The following is a 22,392-nucleotide window of genomic DNA, read 5'->3' on the forward strand; positions in this document are numbered from 1 at the left end:
CCACTTAGAGGCTCCCCCCCCCTCTTTGACTAGGTCGCTCGCTTCTTGACGACGGAAACGCAGGGCCCGATGCCGGCCCCCGAGGATGTGCACGCCGAAGTCCTGCTCTGGCAGGCGCGGTATCGTGTCACCCTCGTGTCCCTACTGGGATTCGCGACGATTACCCTCAAGTGGTTCGGGGTGACGTCCGCCGAATCGGTGTTTGCGTCAGGCGTCTCCGAGCGCAGCCTGCTGATGGCGGTTATCGGGCTGATGCTGGTGTACCTCATCGGCCATCGGATGTTGCGGGCGTACCTGCTGCGGCAGCGGCGCGCGTCGATGCGTCTCGTCATCGGGGCGATTGCCAGCGACGTCGTCCTGCTGTTCGCCGGTGTGCTGCTGATGACGCCGCCCGAGTTCTACGTCCGCGCGCTGGTGGTCGCGATCTTCACCGTTCAGTTCACGCAGCTGTTCTTCGGCTGGGGCGCGACGATCGCGAACCTCGTGCTGATTGCGCTGGGCTACACGACGCTGGTGGCCGTGGCCAGCGATGCCGGCATTCTGCTGCGGCCGCAGGAGGAGCTCTGGACGCTCACCCTCTACGCAATCGGCGTGCTCGTCCTGGTAGCCCTGCAGGCGCAAGTGGCCTCGCGGATGCACCGCCTGATGGAGCTCTTCCACAAGGCGCAGGAGGGGGACTTCTCTCAGCGCTTCGAGGAGCGCGAGGATGAAGTGCCCGATCCGGTGAGCGTCATCGGGCGCGCGTACAACCGGATGCGCGAGCATCTGCAGGCGATCGTGTTCACCGACCCGCTCTCCGGCTGCTACAACCGACGCGGGCTCAACCAGATGGCGGAGCGCGAGGTCTCGCGCGCCATCCGCAACAAGAAGGAGCTGGCGGTGCTGGCGATCGACCTCGACCACTTCAAGCGCGTGAACGACGAGTTCGGGCACCTGACCGGCGACGAGGTCATCCGCGAGGTCGGCCACCTCCTGCGCAACACCGCCCGCGAGGCGGACGTCGTGGCGCGCTTCGGCGGCGAGGAGTTCACCATCCTCGCGCCAGATTCCGGCGAGGAGGGCGCGCTGATTCTCGCCGACCGCGTGATGGAGGCGTTCCGGGCCTACCGCTTCCGTTCGCTGCCGCCGGAGTTCCGGATGACGGCCAGCGTCGGCGTGGCGGCGGACTTCGCGCGCGACGACCAAGTCTCCAAGACGCTGATTGCCCGCGCCGACGAGGCGCTCTATGTGGCCAAGCGCAACGGCCGCGACCGCTCGGTGGTCTGGCACGCGGGGATGCGTGCCTTCGACGGTTCTCCCGCGCGCGGACGCTCGTCCGTCGTCGGGATGCTGCGGATCACCGAGTAGGCAGCCGCAGCGTCCCTTCGCCGATTAGCACCGCGCGGCCGGCCACGCGCACCGTCGTCACCGCGCCCGCCGCCTTGGTCGCGCGCACCTCGAGCAGGCTCGGCCGCCCCATCTCGATGCCCTGGCGCACGGTCCACGCGAACTCGCCGTCGGCCTTGGAGTCCTTCATCGCCAGCCAGCCGCCAAAGGCCGCGATCGCCGACCCGGTGGCGGGATCCTCCGGTACGTTGATGCCGGGCGCGAACATCCGGGCGCGCCAGTGTTGCTCGCCGGACTCGGCGTCGCGCGCCGCGACGAGGATCTCCGGTGCCCAGGCACGCTTGAGCGTCTGCTCCCACAGGTCCACGCGCACGCGGGCGCGCTGCACGGCGTCCACCGTCTTGAGCGGCACGAGCAGGAACGGATAGCCGCAGGAGACGGCCTGTGGCGAGAGCGCGCCGCCCACGAGATCCTTGGCGTCCAGCGACAGGATCTCGGCCATCGTGTTCAGCGTCGGGACGCTCGGGCCGACCTCGGGCATCTTGGCTGCCGACAGCTCCGCCCAGGCCAGCGCCTCGCCCTCGATGCGCACGTCCACGGGCACCGTCCCGATCTTGAGGTCGAGGCGCAGCGTGCCGCGCTGCGCGCCATCGAGTGCACCTTCCACGAGCGCCAGCGCCGCCGCCGTGCCGATCGTCGGATGCCCGGCGAAGGGCATTTCCTTCTCCGGCGTGAAGATCCGCACGCGCCGCGTGTGCTCGGCGTCGGCGGCCGGATACACGAAGGTCACCTCGGAGAAGTTGAACTCCCGCGTGATGGGGAGCAGCAACTCTTCGGGGATGCCGGTCGCGTCCGGAAAGACGGCGAGCTGGTTGCCGCCGAAGGGCGTGGCCGTGAAGACGTCAAGCGTGAGATAACGCATCAGAGACGGGAGACTTGAGACGTGGGATGGACGGATGGGCGTGGGTTTGAGCCGCGGCTACCTCACGTCCCAAGTCCCACGTCTCACGACTGCTTAGCCCATATGTGGGTAGCGATAATCCTTCGGCGGTACGAAGGTCTCCTTCACCGTCCGCGCGCTCACCCAGCGCAGCAGGTTGAGCTTGGAGCCGGCCTTGTCGTTGGTGCCAGAGGCGCGGGCACCGCCGAAGGGCTGCTGACCGACCACCGCCCCGGTGCACTTGTCGTTCACGTAGAAGTTGCCGGCGCTGTGGCGCAGCGCGGCGTGCGCCTGCTTCACCGCCGCACGGTCCTGCGCGAAAACGGCGCCGGTGAGCGCGTAGTCGGAGGTCTCATCCACCAGCTTGAGCGTCTCCTCCCACTTGGCGTCGTCGTACACATAGGCGGTGACGATGGGGCCGAAGATCTCCTCGCACATCAGGCGGTACTTCGGGTCGCTGGTCTCGACCAAGGTCGGCCGCACGAACCAGCCTTCGCTGCCGTCGGCCTTGCCACCGGCGACGATCTTGGCGTTCTGCTTGGCGTCGGCGAGGTAGCCGCTGATGCGGTCGAAGGCGCGGCGGTCGATGACGGCGCCCATAAAGTGCGAGAAGTCGCTGACGTCGCCGACGGTGATCTCGTCGATCATCGCGACGATGCGCGCTTTGACCTCCGGCCAGATGCTCTTGGGCACGTAGATGCGCGAGCAGGCCGAGCACTTCTGCCCCTGGTATTCGAAGGCGCCGCGCACGACGCCGACGGCGAAGGCCTCCACGTCAGCCGAGGGGTGCGCGAGCATAAAGTCCTTGCCGCCCGTCTCGCCGACGATGCGAGGGTAGGAGCGGTACTTGCCCATATTCGCGCCGATGGTGCTCCACATCGAGTTGAACACGCCGGTGGAGCCGGTGAAGTGCACGCCGGCCAAGTCGCGGTGCGTGAGCGCGATGTCGCTGATCATCACCGGGTCGCCGGGCACGAAGTTGATTACGCCCTTCGGCAGACCGGCCTCGTGCAGCAGCTGCAGCGTGTACCAGGCCGAGAGCATCGCGCTGGCGGCGGGCTTCCAGAGCACGGTGTTGCCCATCAGCGCCGGCGCGCCGGCGAGGTTGCCGCCGATGGCCGTGAAGTTGAACGGCGTCACCGCGTAGACGAAGCCCTCGAGCGCGCGGTACTCGCTCTGGTTCCACATCCCGGGCGCGCTCACCGGCTGCTCCGCGTACAGTTCGCGGGCGAACTGGACGTTGAAGCGGAAGAAGTCCGTCATCTCGCAGGCGGCGTCGATCTCCGACTGGTAGACGTTCTTGGACTGGCCGAGCATCGTGGCGGCGTTGATGGTGTCGCGCCACGGGCCGGCGAGGAGGTCGGCCGCCTTGAGGAAGACGGCGGCGCGCTCTTCCCAGGTCCACTCGCTCCATTCCCGCCACGCCTTGCGGCCGCTGTCGATGGCGTCGCGCACGTCCTCGGCGGTGGCGTGATGCCAGGTGGCCGTGGCGTGGTGATGCTTGTGCGGTGAGGTCGCCGTCGAGCTGTCGCCGCGGCGACGTTCCTCGCCGTGCACGACCACCGGAATGTCGGGGCGCTCGGCCTCCATTGCCTTGAGGCGGGCCTGCAGGGCGACGCGCTCCTTGGTGCCGGGAGCGTAGCTGCGAATCGGCTCGTTGACGGTCGGCGGAAGCTGGCGGACGCCGCTGGGCGAGAACGTAGACATAGTCTGGGCCTGAGGGGTGAAGACGTAGAAATCTAACGCCCTGCGCAGCGATACTTCAGGATGCGATTCGCCTCCGTTCCCGCGATCCTGCCCCTCGCCGCGCTGCTCGGCGTGATGGCCTGCCTGCCGCAGCCCGTGGAGTGGGCTGAGCAGACGCTGCGCCGCGACGGTGCGGTGGCGGATACACTGCGGCTCGAGATCGCCGAGGACGCGCCGGACGGCATTGCGTTCGTGCCGATGTGGACGCCACCGACGTGGCCCGAGGAGCCGGGGGCCTGCACCGCGACGCGACGCGCCGACCGCGCGGCGGGCAGTGAGGCCTACGCCAGCTGGTTCAGCGTGCGACCCGACTCCAGCGTGCTGCTGCGCGTGGCCCGCTCGGACGACGGCGGGCGCAGTTGGAACACGCCGGTGACGGCCGACGCGATGGACGTGGGGCGCGCCGGCTGCGCCCGACCGGTTCCGTACATCAGCGCCGACACGCTCAACGGGTACGTGCACCTGGTGTACTACCTCGACGCCAAGGAAGGCGCGGGCCTGTTCTTCACGCACACGATGGAACGCGGGGCGCTCTTCCACGAGCCGGTGCCGATCGTCTACGGCGACCGCCCCGGCGAGGCGGCAGTGGCGTCGCGCGGCGACACCGTCGTCGTCGCGTACGAGGACCCGAACTCCCGCGTGCCGCGGCTCGGACTCGCGCTCTCGCGTGTGCAGGGCCACATTTTCGAGCATCGCATCGCGGCCTCGGACGAGACGGGTGAGGCACGGACTCCGCGCGTGGCGCTGCGCGGCACGCGCCTCGTCCTCGGCTGGACGGCCACGTCGCGAGGCGGCGGCACGCCGCGCACGACCATTCGCACCGGAACCCTCTCGTGGTGAGGCCGCCCCTGCGCATCCTGCTGGCCGACGACGATCTCGCAATGCGCGATCTGCTGAAGACCGTGCTCGAGGCCTACGACCACGAAGTCGTCGTGCACGCCGACGGCGCGGCGGTGTGGGCGGCCTACGAGGCCGAGCCCAGCGCACTGGTGGTGCTCGACTGGGAGATGCCGGGGCTCGACGGCCTCGAGGTCTGTCGGCGGATCCGCCAGCACCCCGCCGGCGAACTCAGCTACGTGCTGCTCATCACGGCCCGCACTAAGTCGGCCGATCTCGAGGACGTGCTCGCCGCTGGCGCCGACGACTACCTGCCGAAGCCGGTGACCGCCGGCGACATCGCCGCGCGCCTGCGCATCGCCGAACGGCGCATCGAGGTCGCGGCCGCGCGGCGCAGCGCCGAGGAGGAACTGCGCAAGGCTCGCTACCTGGCCGGCGTCGGCGAGGTGTCGTTGGCGCTGCAGCACGAGATCAACAACCCACTCGCGGCCCTGCTGACCACGGCGACGATCATCAAGGAAGGGATGGTCGAGCCCTCCGAGATCCCGGCCAGCCTCACCGTGATCGAGGAGCAGGCCAAGCGCATCGTCGAGGTGGTGAAACGCCTGCGCGAAGTGCAGACAGACCAGAGCGTTGAGTACGCGCGTGGTCAGCGGATGGTAGACTTGAGCGGCCGCCACCTCCGGTGAGTGCGACACCGCTGATCGGCGTGCATCCGGCCGACGAGGGCGGGATGCCGATGGCGATTCGCCGCGCCGCGGCCGCGGGTGCGGAGGCGGTGCAGGTGTTCACGGCGCCGCCGACGTACTACAACGAGAAGGTCTCGCTCAAGCCGCCCAAGGTCGCCACGGTGCACGCCGCGCTGGCCGAGGTGGGCCTCGCGCCGCGCGCGATGTTCGTACACGCGGCCTACGTGCTCAACACCGCGTCGGCCGAGGAAGAGAAGGCGCGGCGTGCCGCCAGCGGCCTCGCCAAGGAGTTCGAGCGCACGACGGCGCTCGGGGCCTTCGGCTGCTGCTTTCATCCCGGGTCCGCCGGCGAGCGTGCACCCGAGGACGCCGCCGTGCAGGTCGGGCACGCCATCGTGCAGGCGCTCGAGGCAGTGCCCGAGACTGCATCCGGCACGCGCGTGCTGATCGAGAACACCGCCGGCGTCGGCCGCACCTTGGGCCGCACGCCCGAGGAGATCGCGCTGATGCTGGCGCAGGTGCCCGCCGCCCTGCGTCACCGCACGGGGTACGGGCTCGACACCTGCCACCTGTTCGCGGCCGGCCATCCGATTCACGAGAGCGCCGCGCGGCTCGGCGAGGTGCTCGATACCTTCGAGCGGACCATCGGCGAGCCGCCGGCGTTCTTCCACCTGAACGACAGCCAGCATCCCTTTGGCTCGAACAAGGACCGGCACGCATTGCTCGGCGAGGGACAGCTCGGTGCCGAGCCGTTCCGGTGGTTGCTGGCGGACCCGCGTACGAGGGGGATTCCCTGTATTCTCGAGACGCCGTCAGAGCGGAAAACGGTGGACGACGGTGATGCCAGCGCCGACCCCGCCGACCTGCGGATGATGGCGCTCCTGAGGGGATTTCTCGGCGCCTGAGGCCCTCCCCAGAGGGAGAATCGGCAATTCTCGCTCTTGCGCGGTGCGCGGCGCCCCTTACTTTCGAGTCAGAACGCGCAGCGCTCGACCGGGCGAAGCAGCGCGTTCGATAAACATCCTTTCGAGGAGATGGTCGAATGGCTGCCAAGAAGAAGGCGAAGAAGCCGGCGAAGAAGGCCGCGAAGAAGCCGGCGAAGAAGGCCGCGAAGAAGGCCTCCAAGCCGAAGGTGAAGCGCAAGCCGAATGCGGCGTTTATGAAGCCGGTGACGCCGAACGAGAAGCTCGCCGCCGTCGTCGGCGCGTCGCCGCTGCCGCGCACCGAGCTCACCAAGAAGCTCTGGGTCTACATCAAGAAGAACGGCCTCCAGGACAAGAAGAACCGTCGGATGATCAACGCCGACGACAAGCTCAAGGCCGTCTTCGGTGGCCGCGGGCAGGTCTCGATGTTCGATATGACCAAGCTCGTCTCGAAGAACCTCAAGTAATCCAGTGGTTCGTCGGAGACCGGAGGGGCGCGCCACGAGGCGCGCCCCTCTCGTTTTCGGGCCTCCGAGCGGCGAGATTCCCCCTATGGCACCCAAGAAGCGCCCGTCCAAGGCCGTCCCCAAGAACGTCGTCGCTGCGGTCCGCGCCGGCGATGCGCCTCGCTTCGACGCCCGCAAGTTCTGGGAAGGCTTCAAATCGATCGCGGCGACCGTCGCCATCTTCCTGCTCCTGCGCACCTTCCTCATCGAGGCCTACCGCATCCCGTCCGGCTCGATGATTCCGTCGATGCTGATCGGCGACTGGCTGTTCGTAAACAAGCTTCGCTACGGGCCGCACGTGCCGTTCACCAAGATCAACCTGCCGGGCTACGCCGAGCCGCGGCGCGGCGAGATCGTCGTGTTCATCTCGCCGTACCAGGTGGACCAGCCCGAGGACCCGACGCCGATCCTCGTGAAGCGGCTCATCGGGATGCCGGGGGACACGATTTACTCGCGCGCCGGCGTCGTGCACGTCAACGGCGAGCCGCAGCGCTTGGGCTTCCAGACAGCCGACCGCTCGGGCACGCCGGGCGACGAGTGGCATCCGTTGTTCGAATGGCAACGCCGCATCGCGGTCGACTCCTCGCGCTTCGGTCCGCCGCCCGCCAGGCCCACGCTCGACGACTGGGGCCCGCTGCTCATCCCCGAGGGCTATCTCTGGATGATGGGTGATAACCGCTACCAGTCCAAGGACTCGCGCTTCTGGGGCATCGTGCCGCGTGAGAACGTGCGCGGCCGCCCGCTCTTCGTGTACTACTCCTGGAACGCCGACGACTCCGACCGGCCGCTGCCGTTCTTGACGGACATCCGCTGGTCGCGCATCGGACATATCCTACGATGACCACCCGCGCGTCGCTGCTGCTCTGCCTCACGGTGGGCCTCGCCTTCGGAGCGGGCCTGTACCTCAGCAGTCGGTCCGCGGCACCGTCGGCCGCGGCGGCCGGCGCCGCCGACCTCGCCTACCTCACGCCCTTCGGCACGCCGACGCGCCCCTTTTCGCCTGCCGTGCGCGTCGGCGACGTCATCTTCCTCTCCGGACAGATCGGCACCGACCCCGGCGCCAATGCCAGCGCGGTGGTGCCTGGCGGCATCGAGGCCGAGACGCGGCAGACGATGGACAACATCAAGCGCACGGTCGAGGCCGTCGGCTCCTCGATGGACAAGGTCGTGAAGTGCACGGTGATGATGGCCGATATGGCCGAGTGGGACCGGATGAACGCGGTCTACCGCGAGTACTTCTCACCGGGTCGCCTGCCGGCGCGCTCGGCCTTCGGTACCAGCGGACTCGCGCTCGGCGCACGTGTGGAGATCGAATGCATCGCCGCCCGCTGAGCGCGTAGCCGCCGATGCCGCTGCTGCGCGAGACCGTTGTCCTGACGGCGACCGACGTCGAGTCGCCGGGCTTCTGGCGCAAGGTCGGGCTGTCGCTGCCGCTGATGGCCATCCTCACCGGGGCTGGCCTGCGGGCCTACCGTGCCGTGGTCTACGCCTTCGGCTGGAGCGATTCGTGGCTGTTCATCGCCGGCACGTTCATCGCCGGTGCGATGTTTCTCTTCCTGATGGCCACGCTGCATCTCGGCAACTACCCGGCCCGCGCGTGGTGGTGGCGCGCCCCGCTCTTTGCCTTCATCGAGGCGCTCACGGAGATCCTCGTCTCGCTCGCGCTGACACTGCTCGGCCTGGAGTTGGTGGGCTCGATGCAGGCCACGCTCGAAGACTTGCAGATCACTGCCACGCGCACGCTGTTTATGCGCGTCGTCGGCATCACCGGTTTCGCGTTCGTGCTCGCCATCGTCAGCACCCTCGTGCGCCGAATGCTGCTCAAGGGCCACAAGTTACCGGCTCACTGAGGGCCGACGGCCGGCTCTTCACCACGAGAACACGGAGTCACGGAACAATGCCGAGAGCCCGCAGGATGCTGTTGCTGTTGCAGTTCGCTTCCGTCTTCAGTCTTCCGTCCTCCGTCTCCGCCCAGACCCGCCCCTTCGGCACGCTGCGCGAGCAGGCGGCGACTCGGCAGGCCTGGCTGGAGAAGCGCCTCACCACCGTCCTGCCAGCCGTGATGCGTCGGCACGGCGTGGATGCCTGGGTGATCCCGATGCGCGAGTACAACGAGGACCCGATGTTCTCGTCGCTGGTATCGCCGACGACCTTCGCCGCGCGACGCCGAACGATCTACGTCTTCTTCGACAAGTGCGCCGCCAGCGCTGCCAGCGATCCCGGCGATGGGTCCTGCGTCGAGCGCATCGCCCTCGGCGGCACCTCGCAGGGCGGCCTCTACGAGGCACGCCGCGCGATGGCGGCCGTTGACGCCGGGGCCGAGGCGCGACAGGCCGAGTTGGTGGGCGCCGAGCAGTGGAACGCGCTGCGGAGCGTGCTCGAGGAGCGCGACCCCAAGCGCATCGCCATCAACGTGTCGCGCAACTTCGCCTTCTCCGACGGCCTCACCGCCGGTGAGCGCGACGGGATGAGCGAGGCGCTCGGCGCGCGCTGGACCTCGCGCTTCACCAGCGTGGACGCGCTGGCGCTGGACTTCATCGCCACGCGCCTGCCGGAGGAGGCGGAGTTCTACCGCGAGCTGCAGACGTTGGTCTGGCAACTGACGGAGCGGATGTTCTCGAGCGAGGCCGTGACGCCGGGCGTGACCCGCACCAGCGACCTGGTGTGGTGGTGGCGGCAGCAGGTCAACGACCTCGGGCTCGGCACCTGGTTCCAGCCCAGCGTGAGCGTGCAGCGGCGCGGCGTGAGCGCGGCGCAGCTCGGCGACGATCCCATCATCCAGCGCGGCGATGTGCTGCACTGCGACGTCGGCATCGTGGCCCTCGGCCTCGCCACCGACACGCAGCACAACGGCTACGTGCTGCTGCCGGGCGAGACGGCGCCGCCTCCCGGCTTGGTGCGCGCGTTGCACAACGCCAACCGCCTGCAGGACATTACGATGGAGGAGCTGCGGCCAGGTCGCAGCGGCAACGAGGTGCTGGCCGCGGCCTTGGCGCGGATGCGAAGCGAGGGCCTCAACGGCACACTGTACTCGCACCCCATCGGGACACACGGTCACGGCGCCGGTTCGCTGGTGGGGCGCTGGGACGCGCAGGAGGGCACGGGCGCGCAGGGCGACGCCAAGGTGATCGCCAATATGTGGTACTCGATCGAGCTGCAGGTGACCACGCCGGTGCCCGAGTGGGGCGGCCAGCCGGTGCGGATGGCGCAGGAGGAGGATGCCATCATCGGCCCCGACGGCCGCACACGCTGGGCCCTGCGCCGGCAGTCGAACCTTTTCCTCGTCAAGTGAGTTACTGACTGGTATGCGAAAGGGACGCAAGGAACTGATCGTCGTCGGCGACCGCGTGCTCATCCGCCTCGAGGACGGCGAGGAGCGCAGCAAGGTCGGGCTGTACCTTCCCGCCACGGCGGTGGACAGCCAGGCCGTGCAGGGCGGGCGCATCGTGGCCACCGGCCCGGGTACGCCGCTGCCGGAGGTCACGGACCACCTCGACGAACCCTGGCGCATCACCGGGCAGAAGGAGACGCGGCACATCCCGATGCAGGCGCAGGTCGGCGACTACGCGCTGTTTTTCCGGAAGGCGGCGGTGGAGATCACGTTCGAGAACGAGCGCTACCTCGTGGTGCCGCAGGCGGCGTTGCTCGCCCTGAGCCGCGAGTAAGCATCCGTAACCCCCACACAGCAGGGAGCCCCACACGATGATGTACGATGAACGGATGGTGGCGCCGATGCGCGCCGAGATCACGCAGCACGGGGTCGAGGAGCTCCGTAGCGCCGACGCGGTGGACAAGGCGCTCAAGGAGACCAAGGGCACGCAGTTGGTGATCGTGAACTCGGTCTGCGGCTGCTCGGCGCGCAATATGCGCCCGGCCATCGGAATGGCGTTGCAGCACGGCGCGGCGCCAGACCACAAGTTCACGGTCTTCGCCGGCAATGACGTGGACGCCACGCGGCAGGCCCGCACGTACTTCACCGGCTACGCGCCGAGCTCGCCATCCATCGCGCTGCTCAAGGACGGCAAGCTGGTGCATATGATCGAGCGCTGGCAGATCGAGGGCCGCTCGGCCGAGATGATCGCCGAGGAGCTGAAAGGAGCGTTCGACAAGTACTGTGTTGGGGTGACTGCGTAGGACGGATGACGAATGACGGATGCAACTGAGTCGAGCCTCCGTCATCCGTCATCCGTCCGAGCTCAGCTCTGCCGAATCCAGCGCACCAGTTCCTTGACGCTCGGCCGCTTGCCGTACATCAGCAAGCCGACGCGGTAGATGCGCGCCGACACCCAGATGGCGGCGACGCAGGCCAGCGCGACTGACAGCAGCGACCCGACGATCTCCAGCGGCGGCACCGGCGTGGCCGTCATCCGCATCGGCATAATGATCGGCGCTGAGAAGGGCAGCCAGCTCATCGTCACCGCCAGTTGGCCGGTGGGGTTGGTCATCACCGGCTGCACGAAGAGGATGCTGAAGATGAGCATCATCAGCACCGGCTGGCTGGCCTGCTGCGCTTCCTCCATACTGCCGACCATCGCGCCGACCGCGGCGAAGAGCGAGGCGTAGAAGGTGTAGCCGAGGACGAAGAACAAGAGCAGCGCGACCAGCACCAGCGGGTCGATGCTCGGAAAGACGAGGTTGGGCAGGGCAGGGAGCCCCATCGCTTCGAACAAGCGCGCCCGCTGCGTCCAGAAGGCGATGCCGCTGGCCGTCCAGACGAGCATCTGCGTGAGGCCCACGGCGCCGACGCCAATGACCTTGCCGGCGAGCAGAACGTCTGGGCTCACGCTTGAGACCACCACTTCGGCTACGCGCGTCGTCTTCTCCTCGAGTACGCCGCGCAGCACGTTCTGGCCGTAAAGGATGATGCTGAGATAGAGCAGGAATGCCACGCCGAAGCCGAAGATCGTCGCCGCCAGCGCCGACCCTTCGCGCCCCTTGTCGGTGATCTTCTCGGCGCTGATGCGCACGCGCAGTCGTGCGATCTCGTTCGAGATGTCGGTCGCAAGGCCGGCTTGTTGCAGGCGCGTGGCGATGAGGGCATTGCGGGTGGCGGCTTCGATCGCCTCCACTTGGCCCACCGAGCCCGCATCGCGGCCGAGGTAGCGCGCCCGGCCGGCGTCCAGCGTGGATGGGTCGAGAATGAGCACGCCGTTCATCTCGCGCCGCTGCACGGCGCCGAGCATCGCTTCCTCGACTTCCGCGAGCGCCTCCGGCGCGACCGTGTCCACGCGCGCGAGGCGCTGGGCGTCGCTGCCGCTGTCGAGCCCGGGCAGGGCGAGGCGTTCGGCCACGCGTTGGCCGAGTCCGGCACCGGTGGCATCCACGATGGTGAGGCTGGTGGTGCGCGCCTCGCGCATCCCCTTCATCGAGAGGTAGCCCGGCAGGACCATAATGACGCCGAAGAACAACGGCCCCACCAGCGTCACGATGATGAACCACACCGTGCGGACGCGCTCGAGGTACTCGCGCTTGATGACTGTCCAGAGCTTAGCCATTTCCGCTCATTCCCTCCTCAACGCCGGTGGCGCCGACGCGCTGCAGGAAGATCTGGTGCAACGAGGGCTGCACGCGCTCGAAGCGCTGGATGGCCGCACCGGCCGCCACGAGGCGCTGCAGCAGCAGCTGCGCGTCGCCTGTGGGCGTGAGCTCGACTTCGAAGTAACGCGAGTGGTCGTCCACGCGCTCGACCAGCGCGCGGTCAGCGAGTACCTGCATCACGGCGGGCGTCGCGCCGCCGTCGATTGCCAACGCGACGGTGCGGCCCGCGTTCTCCGCCTTCACCTGCGCCAGGCTGCCATCGAGCACCTTGTCGCCCCGCGCGATGATGCACACCGCGTCGCAGAGACGCTCGGCGTTGTCCATCAGATGGGTCGAGAAGATCACCGTCTTGCCGCGGCGCCGCAGCTCGACCACCGTGTCCTTGAGGGCCTGGGCGTTGATCGGGTCGAGGCCGCTGAACGGCTCGTCGAGGATCACCAGCTCCGGGTCGTGCAGCAGCGTGCCGATGAACTGCACCTTCTGCTGCATCCCGCGCGAAAGCTCTTCGACCTTGCTCTTACCCCAATCCTTCTCGGCTGTGCGCAGCGTGAGGCGCTCGAGCCACTCGTCGATGCGGCGGTCGGCATCCTTGCCGCGCACGCCCTTGAGTTCGGCGAGGAACCGCAGGACGTCGCGCACCGACATCTTCTTGTAGAGGCCGCGCTCCTCGGGGAGGTATCCGAGCCGGTCGAGGACGGCGGGGTCGGTATTGGGGAGTCCGAGCAGCGTGATTTGGCCCGCATCGGGCGCGATCACGTTGAGGATCATCCGGATGGTGGTGGTCTTGCCGGCGCCGTTGGAGCCGAGGAGGCCGTAGACGGTGCCGCGCGGGACGGCGAGGTCGAGCTGGCGGACGGCGACGTGGCCGGCGTAGTGCTTGCGGACGCCGCGGAGCTCGATGGCGAGGTTGGGCATCAGGGTCCGGGGAAGTGAACGGGTTGAAGCTACCGGGTGCACCGCGAACCGCAATCGCGCGGCAGCCACAGGATGGGCATTGCTACCGCCGGTTCCCCTCAGGCCGATAGCTTTGTCGGATGCACCGTGCCCTGCTTGCACTCGTGATCGCGATCTCCGCGTGCCAAGGCGGCGATAGCGCTCAGGAGACGCTGACCGTGTTCAATGCGGGATCTCTGGCGCGTCCGCTCAAAGCGGCGCTCGACACGTTCGCGCGCCGTGAGAACGTCCGAGTGCATCAGGAGAGTGCGGGGTCGCTCGAAAGCGCACGCAAGCTGACCGAGCTCGGCAAGGTGCCCGACCTCATCGCGCTGGCAGACGCGGCGGTGTTTCCCCAGTATCTGGTTCCGCGGTATGTGACCAGCTACACGCTCTTCGCGCGCAACCGAATGGTGGTCGCGTTCACTGATCGCTCGCGTCACGCCCGGGAGATCGGCACGGCCAACTGGCCTGAGATTCTGACGCGCGCGGATGTCGACGTCGGTCGTTCGGATCCCGACCTGGATCCCAACGGATACCGCACGCTGATGGTCTGGCAACTGATTGCGCGCACGCGCGGCGATGATGCCTTGGCGGCACGGCTCGAGGCGCAGGCGGTCCCTCGCAATGTCAGGGCCAAGGAGGCCGACCTCGTCGGGTTGCTCCAGGCGGGCGAACTGGACTACATCTGGTCGTACGAATCGATGGCCAAAGCCACCGGCCTGCGTTGGGTGATGCTTGGCGATTCGGTGGATCTCTCTCAGCCCGCCTTGGCTGATTTCTACGGTCAAGCACGCGTGGCCCTGCGCGGGGCGCGGGAGGGCGAACACGTCGTATTCACCGGTCAACCCATCGTCTACGCGCTGGCGGTGCCTGCTGAGGCGCCCAATCGCGCCCTCGGTGAACGTTTCGAGGCGTTTCTGCTCGGCGCCGAGGGACGCGCAATTCTCCGGCGTGAGGGGCTCGACGTGCTTGAGATGCCGCAAGTCGAACACGGAACGGCGAGTGCCGGCTTGCTGGCCGGGCGCGCCGCGCGCCGATGATGCGGCACCGGGGCGCGCACGCGGTAATGAGCGTCGCGGCGGCGCTGCTCGCATCGCTGCTGCTCCTGTTTCTTGCCGCGCCGATCCTACGGTTAGTGGCCGAGGGTGGAGTCGAAGGCATCTCCCGCCTTGGTAGCGATGCGGAGCTCCGGCAGTCGCTGCTCCTCACGGGCGCTACGGCGACGGCCGCCACATTGCTGGGCGTGCTGGGAGGCACACCCATCGCGTGGCTCCTGGCCCGTCGCGAGTTCCCGGGGCGTGCGGCACTCTCGGCGCTGATTGACTTGCCGCTGGTCATTCCGCATCCGGTGGCCGGCATTGCCTTGCTGCTGTTGCTTGGGCGCGAGAGCGTCGTCGGCGGGGCGGCGCTAGACCTCGGGTTGCGCATCGTAGGCTCCCCGGTTGGCATCGTAGCCGCAATGCTGTTCGTGTCGGCCCCGCTCTTCGTCAGCGGCGCACGCGAGGCGTTCGCAAAAGTCGACGCCCGGTTCGAGGGGGTTGCGCGCACGCTCGGCGATGCCCCGTGGCAGGCGTTTCGGCGCGTGACCTTGCCGTTGGCGTCGCGCGGCCTCTTGGCGAGTGCTGTCGTGATGTGGGCGCGCGCCGTCAGTGAGTTTGGTGCCATCGTCATTCTGACCTACAACCCGAAGGTCGTGAGCGTGCTCAGCTACGATCGCTTTACGAGCTACGGGCTCCGCGAGGCGCTGCCCGTGGCGGCTGCGCTGGCGCTGCTGGCGCTCATTCCGTTGACGTTGCTGCGAGCGCTCCGCGCAGAGGACGGTCGGCGAAAGGGACAGAGATGATCGCGCTCTCGGACATCGCCGCACGGAAGGGGCAGTTTCACCTGTCCGATGTGCGCGTTGCACTCGCGACGGGCGAGTATGGGGTGGTGATTGGACCGGCCGGCTCGGGGAAGACGACCTTGCTCGAGGTCGTCGCGGGGCTTCTCGCTCCGACCCACGGCACGGTGCATATCGACGGCGCGGATGTCGCTGGTGTGCCACCGGAGCGCCGTGCGCTCTCGCTCGTGTACCAACACGCCTATCTCTTTCCGCATCTCTCCGTGCAGGCGAACGTCGCCTATGGCGCGGCCGATGCGGCGACGCTGCAGGAAGTCGAAGATCGGCTCGAGGTGACGTCGCTCTACGGGCGCGACGTGCTCGCCCTCTCGGGCGGCGAACGGCAAGTGGTCGCGCTGGCACGCGCATTGGCACGTCGCCCTCGCCTGCTGCTGCTCGATGAGCCCTTCTCGGCGCTGGATCCGCGCCGCCGAGGGCTGGTGCGCCGCGAGGTGCGTGCATTCCACCGGCGTTGGGGTCTCACGACCCTACAGGTGACGCACGACTTCGCCGAGGCGGGGCTGCTGGGTGACCGAGCGATCCTCCTCGACGGCGGACGGGTCCTGCAGCAGGGGACGCCGGCGGAAGTGTTTCGCCGGCCGGCCTCGCCGTACGTGGCGGAGTTTCTCGGCGCCGAGAACGTCTTCGGCGGCACGGCCCGCGAGTTGGGAGCACTGTCGCCGGACTGGGTGGACGGCGAACCGAGTGCGTACGCCCACGGGCATCGCGCGTTCGCGTTTGAGACGGAGGGGCTGACCTTGTACGCCGTGGGGGACTTCGCCCCGGGCGCGGGCCACGCCGTCATCCGCGCCGAGGAGATTACGCTTTCGCGCGACCAGAGCTTCGACTCGGCGCGAAATCGCTTCGCCGGACGCGTGCTGGAAGTGCAGACGCTGGGGGCGCTCACCCGTGTGACTGTCGAGGTTCAAGGGGTGCCGCTGGTGGCGGCGCTGACGACGCGATCGGCGCTGGAACTACGGCTGGAGCCAGGTCTCGCCGTGATCGCTACGTTCAAGGCTATGGCGGTGCACCTGTGCTGATCTTCGACGGGCTGCGGTTCACCGCGTGGCGTGACGGGCATACGGGATCGCTCGCGATCGTGGCGGAGCACGTTGCGACGACGGTGGCAGCCCTTGCGCTGGTCCTCACGTGGATCGCGGTTGGCCGAGCCGTGCGGGATCGGCTGGAGCGTTCGCGCGGTGAGGGGACGCTGGACCTGAGCGGCGCCGTCATCCTTGACGCGGTGGTTGGGGCAGGCCTCCTCGCACTGGCGCTGCTCGCCGTCGGTGCGATCGGTCTGCTCACCAATGCCGCCGCGCTCGGCGTGGCGGGCGCCGCCTTGGTTGTCGTGCGCCGTGCCGCGTGGCGCAGCGCGGAGGAGATCGGGCGGGCGCTCCTGCGTGCGCCGCGCTGGAGCGTCGCGGCGGGCCTGGCGGTACTCGTCGCGGCGCTGGTCCCGGCACTGACGCCACCCGCGGAGTGGGATTCGCTGGCGTATCATTTGCGGATCCCGTTGGGCATTCTCGAGCGGGGTGACTTCGCGGTGCCATCGGATTCGCGGGGCTATGCCACGCAGATTGGCGTCGCGCACCTCGCCACGTTGCCGCTCCTCGCGGCCGGACTGATGGAAGGTCCGTCCGTCGTGCACGTGCTGCTCCTGCCCGTGCTCATCGCGGGTACTGCGTCGCTCGCGCGTGCCCTCGGTGGGGTAGCCTCACGTTACATTGTCGCGGCCGTGTTGATCGGCTCGCCGGCGCTCGTGTTGGTCGCGTGGACCGCCCGAATTGACCTCTTCCTCGCCGTCGCGGCGCTCGGCGCGCATCGCGCCCTCACGTACGCGCTCGATGGCGCAGACGAAGGGCCAGTGTACCTCGCCGCGCTGGCGATCGGAACGGCCTTCGGCGTGAAGTCGCTCGGAGCTGCGTACATCGTCGCGCTGCTGCCACTGCTGCTGTTGCCGGCGGCGCTACCGTGGCCGCTTCGGGCGCGCGGAGCGATGCTGGCGTTCGTGGCCTGCGTCCCGTGGATGGCAAAGTCGTGGATGATCGCCGGCACGCCGCTGTACCCGCTGTGGTACTGGGGCGCCCTTGAGCCGTGGCTGGAGCAGCTCGCGACCGCTGCAGAACTCACCGGACCCATCGACCGCAGTGCGCTCTCGTCATTGGCGCGCGCGCGTGAACCGTTCGCCCTACTCGCGGCGTTCTTTGCGCCCGAGCGCCTGACGATCGAGGTCGAAGGGGTCTGGTACCGCCTGTCGCCGCTCCTGTTCGCCCTGCCGGTGGCTCTGCTGGTCCCGGGACGGCGTGTACGAGTCGTCGTGCACGCTGCCGTACCCTTGGTGTTCGTCGCACTGGTCGTCTTACCCGCCACCGCCATCAACCTGCGCTACCTGCTGCCGGCGTATCCGGTCTTGGCGGCGCTCACGGCAGTGGGAATCGGCGCGCTTGTGCAGTTCGCCCCGAGGCTGCATCGGGCCATCGTGGCGACCGGGTGCATCGTGGCATTGCTTCCCGCACTGCATATGGTGCAGGCGCGCGGTACGCGCTTCGCGTGGCAAGCGAGGCACGCTGTCGGCGCGGTCGACGCCGAGTTGTTGCTCGCCCGCAACTCGGCATTGCGCTCCCTCGATCGCGTCGGCGACCAGTTGGCTGCGTCCGGGGCATCCGACGGCACGGTGCTGTTGCTCTGGGAGGCGCAAGCCCTAATGCTGCCGCAGCCTGCGATCATCGATGCGTTTCACGCCAACTGGCCGCTGCTTGCCCAGTTGGCTGCGGTCGAACACTGCCTGACGGGGTCTGGCATCCGGTGGGTCGTTGTGGGATGGAGCAGCCTGACCTTCTTTCAGTCGAAGGGCATCTCCGACGAGACGCTGCGACTCGCCGAGTTTGAACGCTTTCGTGCGCGCTGCCTCGGGGATCCTGTGTACGCGCGTGACGGCTACCTCGCCTTCGCGCTCCGCGCGGCGGCGGCGCCGTGAGCGGAACGCCTTCGCGACTCCTCATCACGACGTCCACCTTCCCAATGGCAAGGGACGACGCCACAAGTGCGCGATTCGTCCTGGATCTCGCCCAGCACCTGACGGCTCACGCGAAGGTCTATGTGTTCGCTCCCGCGGGGCCCGCCACGGCGCCGCGGGAGCAGTGGGGGGACGTGGTCGTGCACCGCTTCCGCTACTGGCTTCCCGCACGGGCGCAGCGACTGGCTGCGGGCGAGGGAATGGTGGCGACGATGCGTGCGAGCTGGCTGGCACGCCTTCAGGCCCTGCCCTTCGTCACCTCCCAGTGGGCGCAACTGGGCCGCCTCGTACGGGACGAGCGCATCGAGCTGCTCAATCCGCACTGGATCGTGCCGCAGGGCCTGGTTGCAGCCCAGTGGAGCCGACGCCTGGGGCTCCCGGTCGTCGTCACGGCGCACGGCGCCGATGTCGCGTGGCTCGACCGGACGCGCGGGGGAGCTTTGCTTGCCCGGTATGTCTTCGGGCGCTCGCAGGGCCTGATTGCGGATTCGCAGGAGCTGGCATCGCGCACAGAGGTCATCGCCGGACGATCGATTCCGCACGCAGCCATCCCGATGGGAGTGACGACGAGCGTATTTCGCCCGCTCGCGCCGCCGACGTCGGCGGAAGATGCTCGGCGCGTGCGGACCGTCGTCTTTGTGGGGAAGTTCGTCCCGAAGAAGGGCATCGATGTGTTGATTGACGCCTTCGCTGCGCTGCGCGCTCGGGGCGTGGTGGCACAGCTTGCGCTTATCGGCGGCGGGCCGCTTGAGTCCGCGCTCCGCGCCCAGGTGTCGCGCCTGGACCTCGACGCGTCGGTGGATTTCCGCGGCTGGGTGGCCAACCACGAGCTGCCGACTCAATACGCCCAGTCTGACGTCGTCTGCGTGCCCTCCGTCCAGGATGCGCACGGCGAAACGGAGGGGACGCCTGTCGTGCTGCAGGAGGCGATGGCCTGCGGTGCCGTGGTCGTGGCGTCACGCAGCAGCGGCATCAGCGACGTCGTGCAGGACGGCATCAACGGGTGGAGCGTACCGCCGAGCGACCCGCAGGCGCTTGCGGAGGCCATCGGGCGCGCCCTCGCAATGCCGCCGCTGGCCCGCGAGGCGATGCGCGTCGCCGCTCGCGACTCGGCCACGCGACACTCGTGGCCGCGTGTGGCCGAACGCTACTTCGAATTCTTTCGCGAGGCCGTTCAGCGCACCCGATAGATTGCGAGGCCCGGCAACACGGCCATCGGGTCGAGGCAGCGCTCGGCGAATGCGGGAAAGCGGTCCCAGCCCAGCGAGGCCAGGTCGAGTCCGCGCCGTTCGTAGTACCGCGGTGCCTCGAGGTTGACGTACACGTGCGTGATGCCAGTGCCGGCGAGACAACGCGCCGTCGCCCCGATACCTTCGAGCATCGGCCAGTTGGTCAGCAGATTGTCCTGGAGGGCGTTGCGCGTGAAGTGGTAGCCGCGCGCGTCCCAGAGCATCAGGACCGTCGCGTCTGGCGCTACCTGCTCGTCGAAGTAGCGCGCCACGACGTACGGTACCTCGCGGTTGAGCGCGACCTGGGCCGGCAGCAGGCCCAGGGCGATCTGCACCCGCTCCATCGAGAGCAGGCGTTCGCCTCCCCGTCGGAGCCCCAACAGCGCCGCGCCGCCCGCGAGCGCGATCAGTAGTGTCGTCACGTACCGCATGCGCGGCACGCGCGACAGCGTCTCGCCGGCCCGCCGCCAGAGTTCCGCCGATGCGATCGCCAGCATCGGGAGCGCCGGCAGCAGGTACCGAAGGTTCGTCACGCTGAAGTACCCGAGCGTGAATGTGAGATAGGCGAGTCCTGGAACGGCGATGCCGAGCAACCGTCGGTCACGCAGGAAGAACGGGAGGAGCAACAGTGCAGCGTAGAGCGGATTCCTCGAGTAGGAGGCGCCCTCGACTTCGACGGTCAGGCGCTCTGGCCGCAGCACGAGCGCCGCGAGGGAGACGCGCTCCCGCGATCGTCCCACGCCGCGTAGTGACTCAGGATCGATGGTAGTCGGTACGCTATAGCTTCCCGTCAACTCGGCCACGAAGGGCTGCACGCGCGGCGCGCTGAAAAACGGATAGAACGGCGCGTCGAAATACGCGACGTTCTTCAGCAACCAGGGTGCCGAAGCCAACACGCCCAACGCCATCGCCAGGCCGACGGCACGCGCGTGGTGGCCGAGATTGCCCCCTGGGCGCCCCCTGAGTCCCCACAGCGCGAGCGGCACGAGCGCCGCCAGGTAGGGCAAGGCGTGATACTTCATCCCAAGCGCGATGCCGCCAAGGAGGCCCGCTACCGGGATCGCCCAGGCGCTCCGTTCGTCACCGGTGCGCAGTACGGCGCAATGCGTCATCAGGAGCACGAAGGCCAGCGCGACGTCCACCCGAGGCGTGGCGCCGACAAAGAGCCACGCTGAACTGCCCCAGAGTGCCGTGGCCGCGAGCACGCCCGTGCGGCGAGACAGCAGGCGGGTTCCCGCGACGAACACCCCGGCCCAGAGGGCCATCGCCATCGCTGCGTTCAAGAGGGCCGGGCCAGCTTCGGCACCAATCGCCATCAACGGCAAGTACAGGAACTGGAACAGGCCCAGGAACGCCAGGTGGTTGCCGTCCGGGGGCAGGTACAGGCGCCCGGCGTCGAGAAACTGTCGGGGCAGCCTGAGATGGTACATCAGGGAATCCCAGTCCGAGACCGGGGTCAGCGCCGCAACGACGAGTATGAACAGTGCCGCCGTGGCGACGCCTAGCGTGACCGTCCGCTCAAGTGGTCCGAGCGCGCGCAAAAGTGACTCTAGGCTCCGCACCGCGGCGAGAACCTGTCGCCAGTCTCGCAGGCCGGGCAGGGCGGGCGCGATCACCGCCACCCAGAGCACCGCCGGATGCATCCATCCCAGCGCCGCGCACGCGAGCAGCAGCGCCGCCTGGATACCGATGCCGATGGCGAGCGCGTAGAGCAGGGATTCTCCTGGCCCCGACGCTGTGCGCAGCCTGCGTAGCACGGGGCCACCGGCGAGGGCGGCCGCGAGGAGGAGGACAGCGGTGGGTCCGAGCGCCCACGCGGGCCCGGTCACGGGGTCGTGTGGCGCGATGCGGTTGACTGGCGTGCCACCTGGTCCTGCAGTACGCGAAGCTGCCAATCGACGCGCTCGAGCAGCGAGCGGTTCACGGCGATGAGGTCGGCTACGAGGCCAACGACGACGAGGAAGAACCCGGTGCCGAGCAAGAGCGTGCCAAGGAGCAGCGATTGCAGGTGGCCGCTCCCGCTCCCGGCGAAGTAGTACAGTAGGAAACGCACCCCGATCGCGAAGCCGACTCCGAAGATGGCTGCGCCCGGCACCGCGAAGAAGGCAAAGGGGCGGTACGTCATAAAGATCCGGATGATTGTCAGCGTCTGGCGCCCCACGTACTGGGCTACACTGGAGGCCAAGCGCGACGGACGCGCTGCGGGGTTGACCTCGATTGGTATGGTCTCGATGGCCAAGCCCTTCTGTCCAGCCTGGATGATCGTCTCGACGGTGTACGTGTAGCGGTTGAAGACGTGCAGCCGCATCGCGGCCGTACGGGACATTGCCCGAAATCCCGACGGCGCATCCTCCACCTGCGTTCCGCTCGCGAGGCGCGTGACCCAGCTCCCGAGGCGCTGCAACAGCTTCTTGAGCGGGGAGAACTCGCGTACCTCGCTGATCGGTCGGACTCCGACCACCAGTTCCGCGCGTCCGGCAACGACCGGGGCGACGAGTCGCTCGATGTCCGCACCGCGATACTGCCCGTCGCCGTCGGTGTTGACAATGATGTCGGCGCCGAGCGCCACGGCGCGGTCGAGTCCGGCGAGGAAGGCGCGCGCCAGTCCGCCCTTCACCGGACGCCGCAGCACCGTGGCGCCCAGTCGTTCCGCTACGGCAGCGGTGCCGTCAGTGCTCCCGTCATCCACCACCAGTGGGATGATGCGCGAAATCCCCGGCAACGTCCGTGGGAGGTCCGCCAAGACCCGGGGGAGTGTCTGTTCTTCATTGTGGCAAGGAATCTGGATGACGAGCGTGGCCATGACCGGAAATGTACATTCCACTCC

General features: G+C 68.4%; 22 protein-coding genes. 16 read left to right on the forward strand and 6 right to left on the reverse strand.

Annotated features, from left to right (window positions below; all coding sequences use genetic code 11):
• Positions 1-69 precede the first annotated feature (69 nt).
• A complete protein-coding gene (locus KF689_00255) occupies positions 70-1,347 on the forward strand; it encodes a GGDEF domain-containing protein (protein MBX3131798.1) in 1,278 nt (425 codons plus the stop codon).
• Here KF689_00255 and KF689_00260 read toward each other — a convergent pair.
• Both KF689_00260 and pruA read right to left on the reverse strand, forming a co-directional pair.
• Positions 1,337-2,248 (reverse strand): PhzF family phenazine biosynthesis protein, encoded by a 912-nt coding sequence (locus tag KF689_00260; protein MBX3131799.1) that lies wholly within the window; start codon positions 2,246-2,248, stop codon positions 1,337-1,339. The two genes, KF689_00255 and KF689_00260, sit on opposite strands and share 11 nt — an antisense overlap.
• A gap of 93 nt (positions 2,249-2,341) precedes the next feature.
• Positions 2,342-3,973 carry an L-glutamate gamma-semialdehyde dehydrogenase gene (pruA, locus tag KF689_00265; GenBank protein MBX3131800.1) on the reverse strand — a complete coding sequence of 544 codons (1,632 nt, stop codon included), beginning with the start codon at positions 3,971-3,973 and terminating at the stop codon, positions 2,342-2,344.
• 60 nt (positions 3,974-4,033) lie between these two features.
• Here pruA and KF689_00270 point away from each other — a divergent pair, with 60 nt between their 5' ends.
• From KF689_00270 to KF689_00315, 10 genes are all read left to right on the forward strand, one after another.
• Complete coding sequence (locus KF689_00270; GenBank protein ID MBX3131801.1) at positions 4,034-4,852, forward strand: hypothetical protein; 819 nt, start codon at positions 4,034-4,036, stop codon at positions 4,850-4,852.
• Positions 4,849-5,538 carry a response regulator gene (locus KF689_00275; protein MBX3131802.1) on the forward strand — a complete coding sequence of 230 codons (690 nt, stop codon included), beginning with the start codon at positions 4,849-4,851 and terminating at the stop codon, positions 5,536-5,538. Before KF689_00270 ends, KF689_00275 begins: the two co-directional genes overlap by 4 nt.
• Entirely contained in the window at positions 5,535-6,443 is a 909-nt protein-coding gene (locus KF689_00280) for a deoxyribonuclease IV (GenBank protein ID MBX3131803.1), read from the forward strand. Before KF689_00275 ends, KF689_00280 begins: the two co-directional genes overlap by 4 nt.
• Before the next feature lie 137 nt (positions 6,444-6,580).
• Positions 6,581-6,928 (forward strand): hypothetical protein, encoded by a 348-nt coding sequence (locus KF689_00285; GenBank protein ID MBX3131804.1) that lies wholly within the window; start codon positions 6,581-6,583, stop codon positions 6,926-6,928.
• Between the two features lie 85 nt (positions 6,929-7,013).
• Positions 7,014-7,808, forward strand: coding sequence for a signal peptidase I (lepB, locus tag KF689_00290; GenBank protein ID MBX3131805.1), 795 nt, complete (start codon positions 7,014-7,016; stop codon positions 7,806-7,808).
• Positions 7,805-8,299, forward strand: coding sequence for a RidA family protein (locus tag KF689_00295; protein ID MBX3131806.1), 495 nt, complete (start codon positions 7,805-7,807; stop codon positions 8,297-8,299). Before lepB ends, KF689_00295 begins: the two co-directional genes overlap by 4 nt.
• Positions 8,300-8,313: 14 nt before the next feature.
• Positions 8,314-8,817, forward strand: coding sequence for a hypothetical protein (locus KF689_00300; protein MBX3131807.1), 504 nt, complete (start codon positions 8,314-8,316; stop codon positions 8,815-8,817).
• A gap of 47 nt (positions 8,818-8,864) precedes the next feature.
• Positions 8,865-10,259 carry an aminopeptidase P family protein gene (locus KF689_00305; GenBank protein ID MBX3131808.1) on the forward strand — a complete coding sequence of 465 codons (1,395 nt, stop codon included), beginning with the start codon at positions 8,865-8,867 and terminating at the stop codon, positions 10,257-10,259.
• Positions 10,260-10,272: 13 nt separating this feature from the next.
• Complete coding sequence (locus KF689_00310; protein MBX3131809.1) at positions 10,273-10,632, forward strand: co-chaperone GroES; 360 nt, start codon at positions 10,273-10,275, stop codon at positions 10,630-10,632.
• A 40-nt stretch (positions 10,633-10,672) separates the two neighbouring features.
• Positions 10,673-11,101, forward strand: a complete 429-nt coding sequence (locus KF689_00315; protein MBX3131810.1) for a BrxA/BrxB family bacilliredoxin — start codon at positions 10,673-10,675, stop codon at positions 11,099-11,101.
• Positions 11,102-11,163: 62 nt separating this feature from the next.
• Here the strand turns inward: KF689_00315 and KF689_00320 are convergent, their stop codons facing one another.
• Entirely contained in the window at positions 11,164-12,462 is a 1,299-nt protein-coding gene (locus KF689_00320) for an ABC transporter permease (GenBank protein ID MBX3131811.1), read from the reverse strand.
• Positions 12,455-13,420 carry an ATP-binding cassette domain-containing protein gene (locus KF689_00325; protein ID MBX3131812.1) on the reverse strand — a complete coding sequence of 322 codons (966 nt, stop codon included), beginning with the start codon at positions 13,418-13,420 and terminating at the stop codon, positions 12,455-12,457. The genes KF689_00320 and KF689_00325 overlap by 8 nt, the downstream gene beginning before the upstream one ends.
• A gap of 143 nt (positions 13,421-13,563) precedes the next feature.
• On the opposite strand from KF689_00325, the gene KF689_00330 reads away from it, so the two are divergent.
• Genes KF689_00330 through KF689_00350 form a run of 5 tightly spaced genes read left to right on the forward strand, consistent with a single transcriptional unit; the run spans position 13,564 to position 19,526 of the window.
• The gene (locus KF689_00330; protein MBX3131813.1) at positions 13,564-14,481 is read left to right on the forward strand and encodes a substrate-binding domain-containing protein; all 918 of its coding nucleotides are present in this window, start codon (positions 13,564-13,566) and stop codon (positions 14,479-14,481) included.
• Between the two features lie 26 nt (positions 14,482-14,507).
• On the forward strand, positions 14,508-15,284 hold the full coding sequence (locus KF689_00335) for an ABC transporter permease (GenBank protein MBX3131814.1): 777 nt from the start codon (positions 14,508-14,510) through the stop codon (positions 15,282-15,284).
• Positions 15,281-16,360 carry an ABC transporter ATP-binding protein gene (locus KF689_00340; protein ID MBX3131815.1) on the forward strand — a complete coding sequence of 360 codons (1,080 nt, stop codon included), beginning with the start codon at positions 15,281-15,283 and terminating at the stop codon, positions 16,358-16,360. Before KF689_00335 ends, KF689_00340 begins: the two co-directional genes overlap by 4 nt.
• Positions 16,354-18,297 carry a hypothetical protein gene (locus tag KF689_00345; GenBank protein ID MBX3131816.1) on the forward strand — a complete coding sequence of 648 codons (1,944 nt, stop codon included), beginning with the start codon at positions 16,354-16,356 and terminating at the stop codon, positions 18,295-18,297. Before KF689_00340 ends, KF689_00345 begins: the two co-directional genes overlap by 7 nt.
• 44 nt (positions 18,298-18,341) lie before the next feature.
• Positions 18,342-19,526 carry a glycosyltransferase gene (locus KF689_00350; GenBank protein ID MBX3131817.1) on the forward strand — a complete coding sequence of 395 codons (1,185 nt, stop codon included), beginning with the start codon at positions 18,342-18,344 and terminating at the stop codon, positions 19,524-19,526.
• Here KF689_00350 and KF689_00355 read toward each other — a convergent pair.
• Positions 19,511-21,394 carry a hypothetical protein gene (locus KF689_00355; GenBank protein MBX3131818.1) on the reverse strand — a complete coding sequence of 628 codons (1,884 nt, stop codon included), beginning with the start codon at positions 21,392-21,394 and terminating at the stop codon, positions 19,511-19,513. The two genes, KF689_00350 and KF689_00355, sit on opposite strands and share 16 nt — an antisense overlap.
• Complete coding sequence (locus tag KF689_00360) at positions 21,391-22,368, reverse strand: glycosyltransferase family 2 protein (protein MBX3131819.1); 978 nt, start codon at positions 22,366-22,368, stop codon at positions 21,391-21,393. Before KF689_00360 ends, KF689_00355 begins: the two co-directional genes overlap by 4 nt.
• Positions 22,369-22,392 lie beyond the last annotated feature (24 nt).

This window comes from Gemmatimonadaceae bacterium, from assembly GCA_019637355.1.
Taxonomy (GTDB): domain Bacteria; phylum Gemmatimonadota; class Gemmatimonadetes; order Gemmatimonadales; family Gemmatimonadaceae; genus Pseudogemmatithrix.

Coding starts and splice junctions, on each gene's coding strand:
- KF689_00255 (MBX3131798.1), top strand. CDS start 70: ATGCCGGCCCCCGAGGATGTGCACGCCGAAGTCCTGCTCTGGCAGGCG.
- KF689_00260 (MBX3131799.1), bottom strand. CDS start 2,248: ATGCGTTATCTCACGCTTGACGTCTTCACGGCCACGCCCTTCGGCGGC.
- pruA (MBX3131800.1), bottom strand. CDS start 3,973: ATGTCTACGTTCTCGCCCAGCGGCGTCCGCCAGCTTCCGCCGACCGTC.
- KF689_00270 (MBX3131801.1), top strand. CDS start 4,034: ATGCGATTCGCCTCCGTTCCCGCGATCCTGCCCCTCGCCGCGCTGCTC.
- KF689_00285 (MBX3131804.1), top strand. CDS start 6,581: ATGGCTGCCAAGAAGAAGGCGAAGAAGCCGGCGAAGAAGGCCGCGAAG.
- lepB (MBX3131805.1), top strand. CDS start 7,014: ATGGCACCCAAGAAGCGCCCGTCCAAGGCCGTCCCCAAGAACGTCGTC.
- KF689_00295 (MBX3131806.1), top strand. CDS start 7,805: ATGACCACCCGCGCGTCGCTGCTGCTCTGCCTCACGGTGGGCCTCGCC.
- KF689_00300 (MBX3131807.1), top strand. CDS start 8,314: ATGCCGCTGCTGCGCGAGACCGTTGTCCTGACGGCGACCGACGTCGAG.
- KF689_00305 (MBX3131808.1), top strand. CDS start 8,865: ATGCCGAGAGCCCGCAGGATGCTGTTGCTGTTGCAGTTCGCTTCCGTC.
- KF689_00310 (MBX3131809.1), top strand. CDS start 10,273: ATGCGAAAGGGACGCAAGGAACTGATCGTCGTCGGCGACCGCGTGCTC.
- KF689_00315 (MBX3131810.1), top strand. CDS start 10,673: ATGTACGATGAACGGATGGTGGCGCCGATGCGCGCCGAGATCACGCAG.
- KF689_00320 (MBX3131811.1), bottom strand. CDS start 12,462: ATGGCTAAGCTCTGGACAGTCATCAAGCGCGAGTACCTCGAGCGCGTC.
- KF689_00325 (MBX3131812.1), bottom strand. CDS start 13,420: ATGCCCAACCTCGCCATCGAGCTCCGCGGCGTCCGCAAGCACTACGCC.
- KF689_00335 (MBX3131814.1), top strand. CDS start 14,508: ATGAGCGTCGCGGCGGCGCTGCTCGCATCGCTGCTGCTCCTGTTTCTT.
- KF689_00340 (MBX3131815.1), top strand. CDS start 15,281: ATGATCGCGCTCTCGGACATCGCCGCACGGAAGGGGCAGTTTCACCTG.
- KF689_00350 (MBX3131817.1), top strand. CDS start 18,342: ATGGCAAGGGACGACGCCACAAGTGCGCGATTCGTCCTGGATCTCGCC.
- KF689_00360 (MBX3131819.1), bottom strand. CDS start 22,368: ATGGCCACGCTCGTCATCCAGATTCCTTGCCACAATGAAGAACAGACA.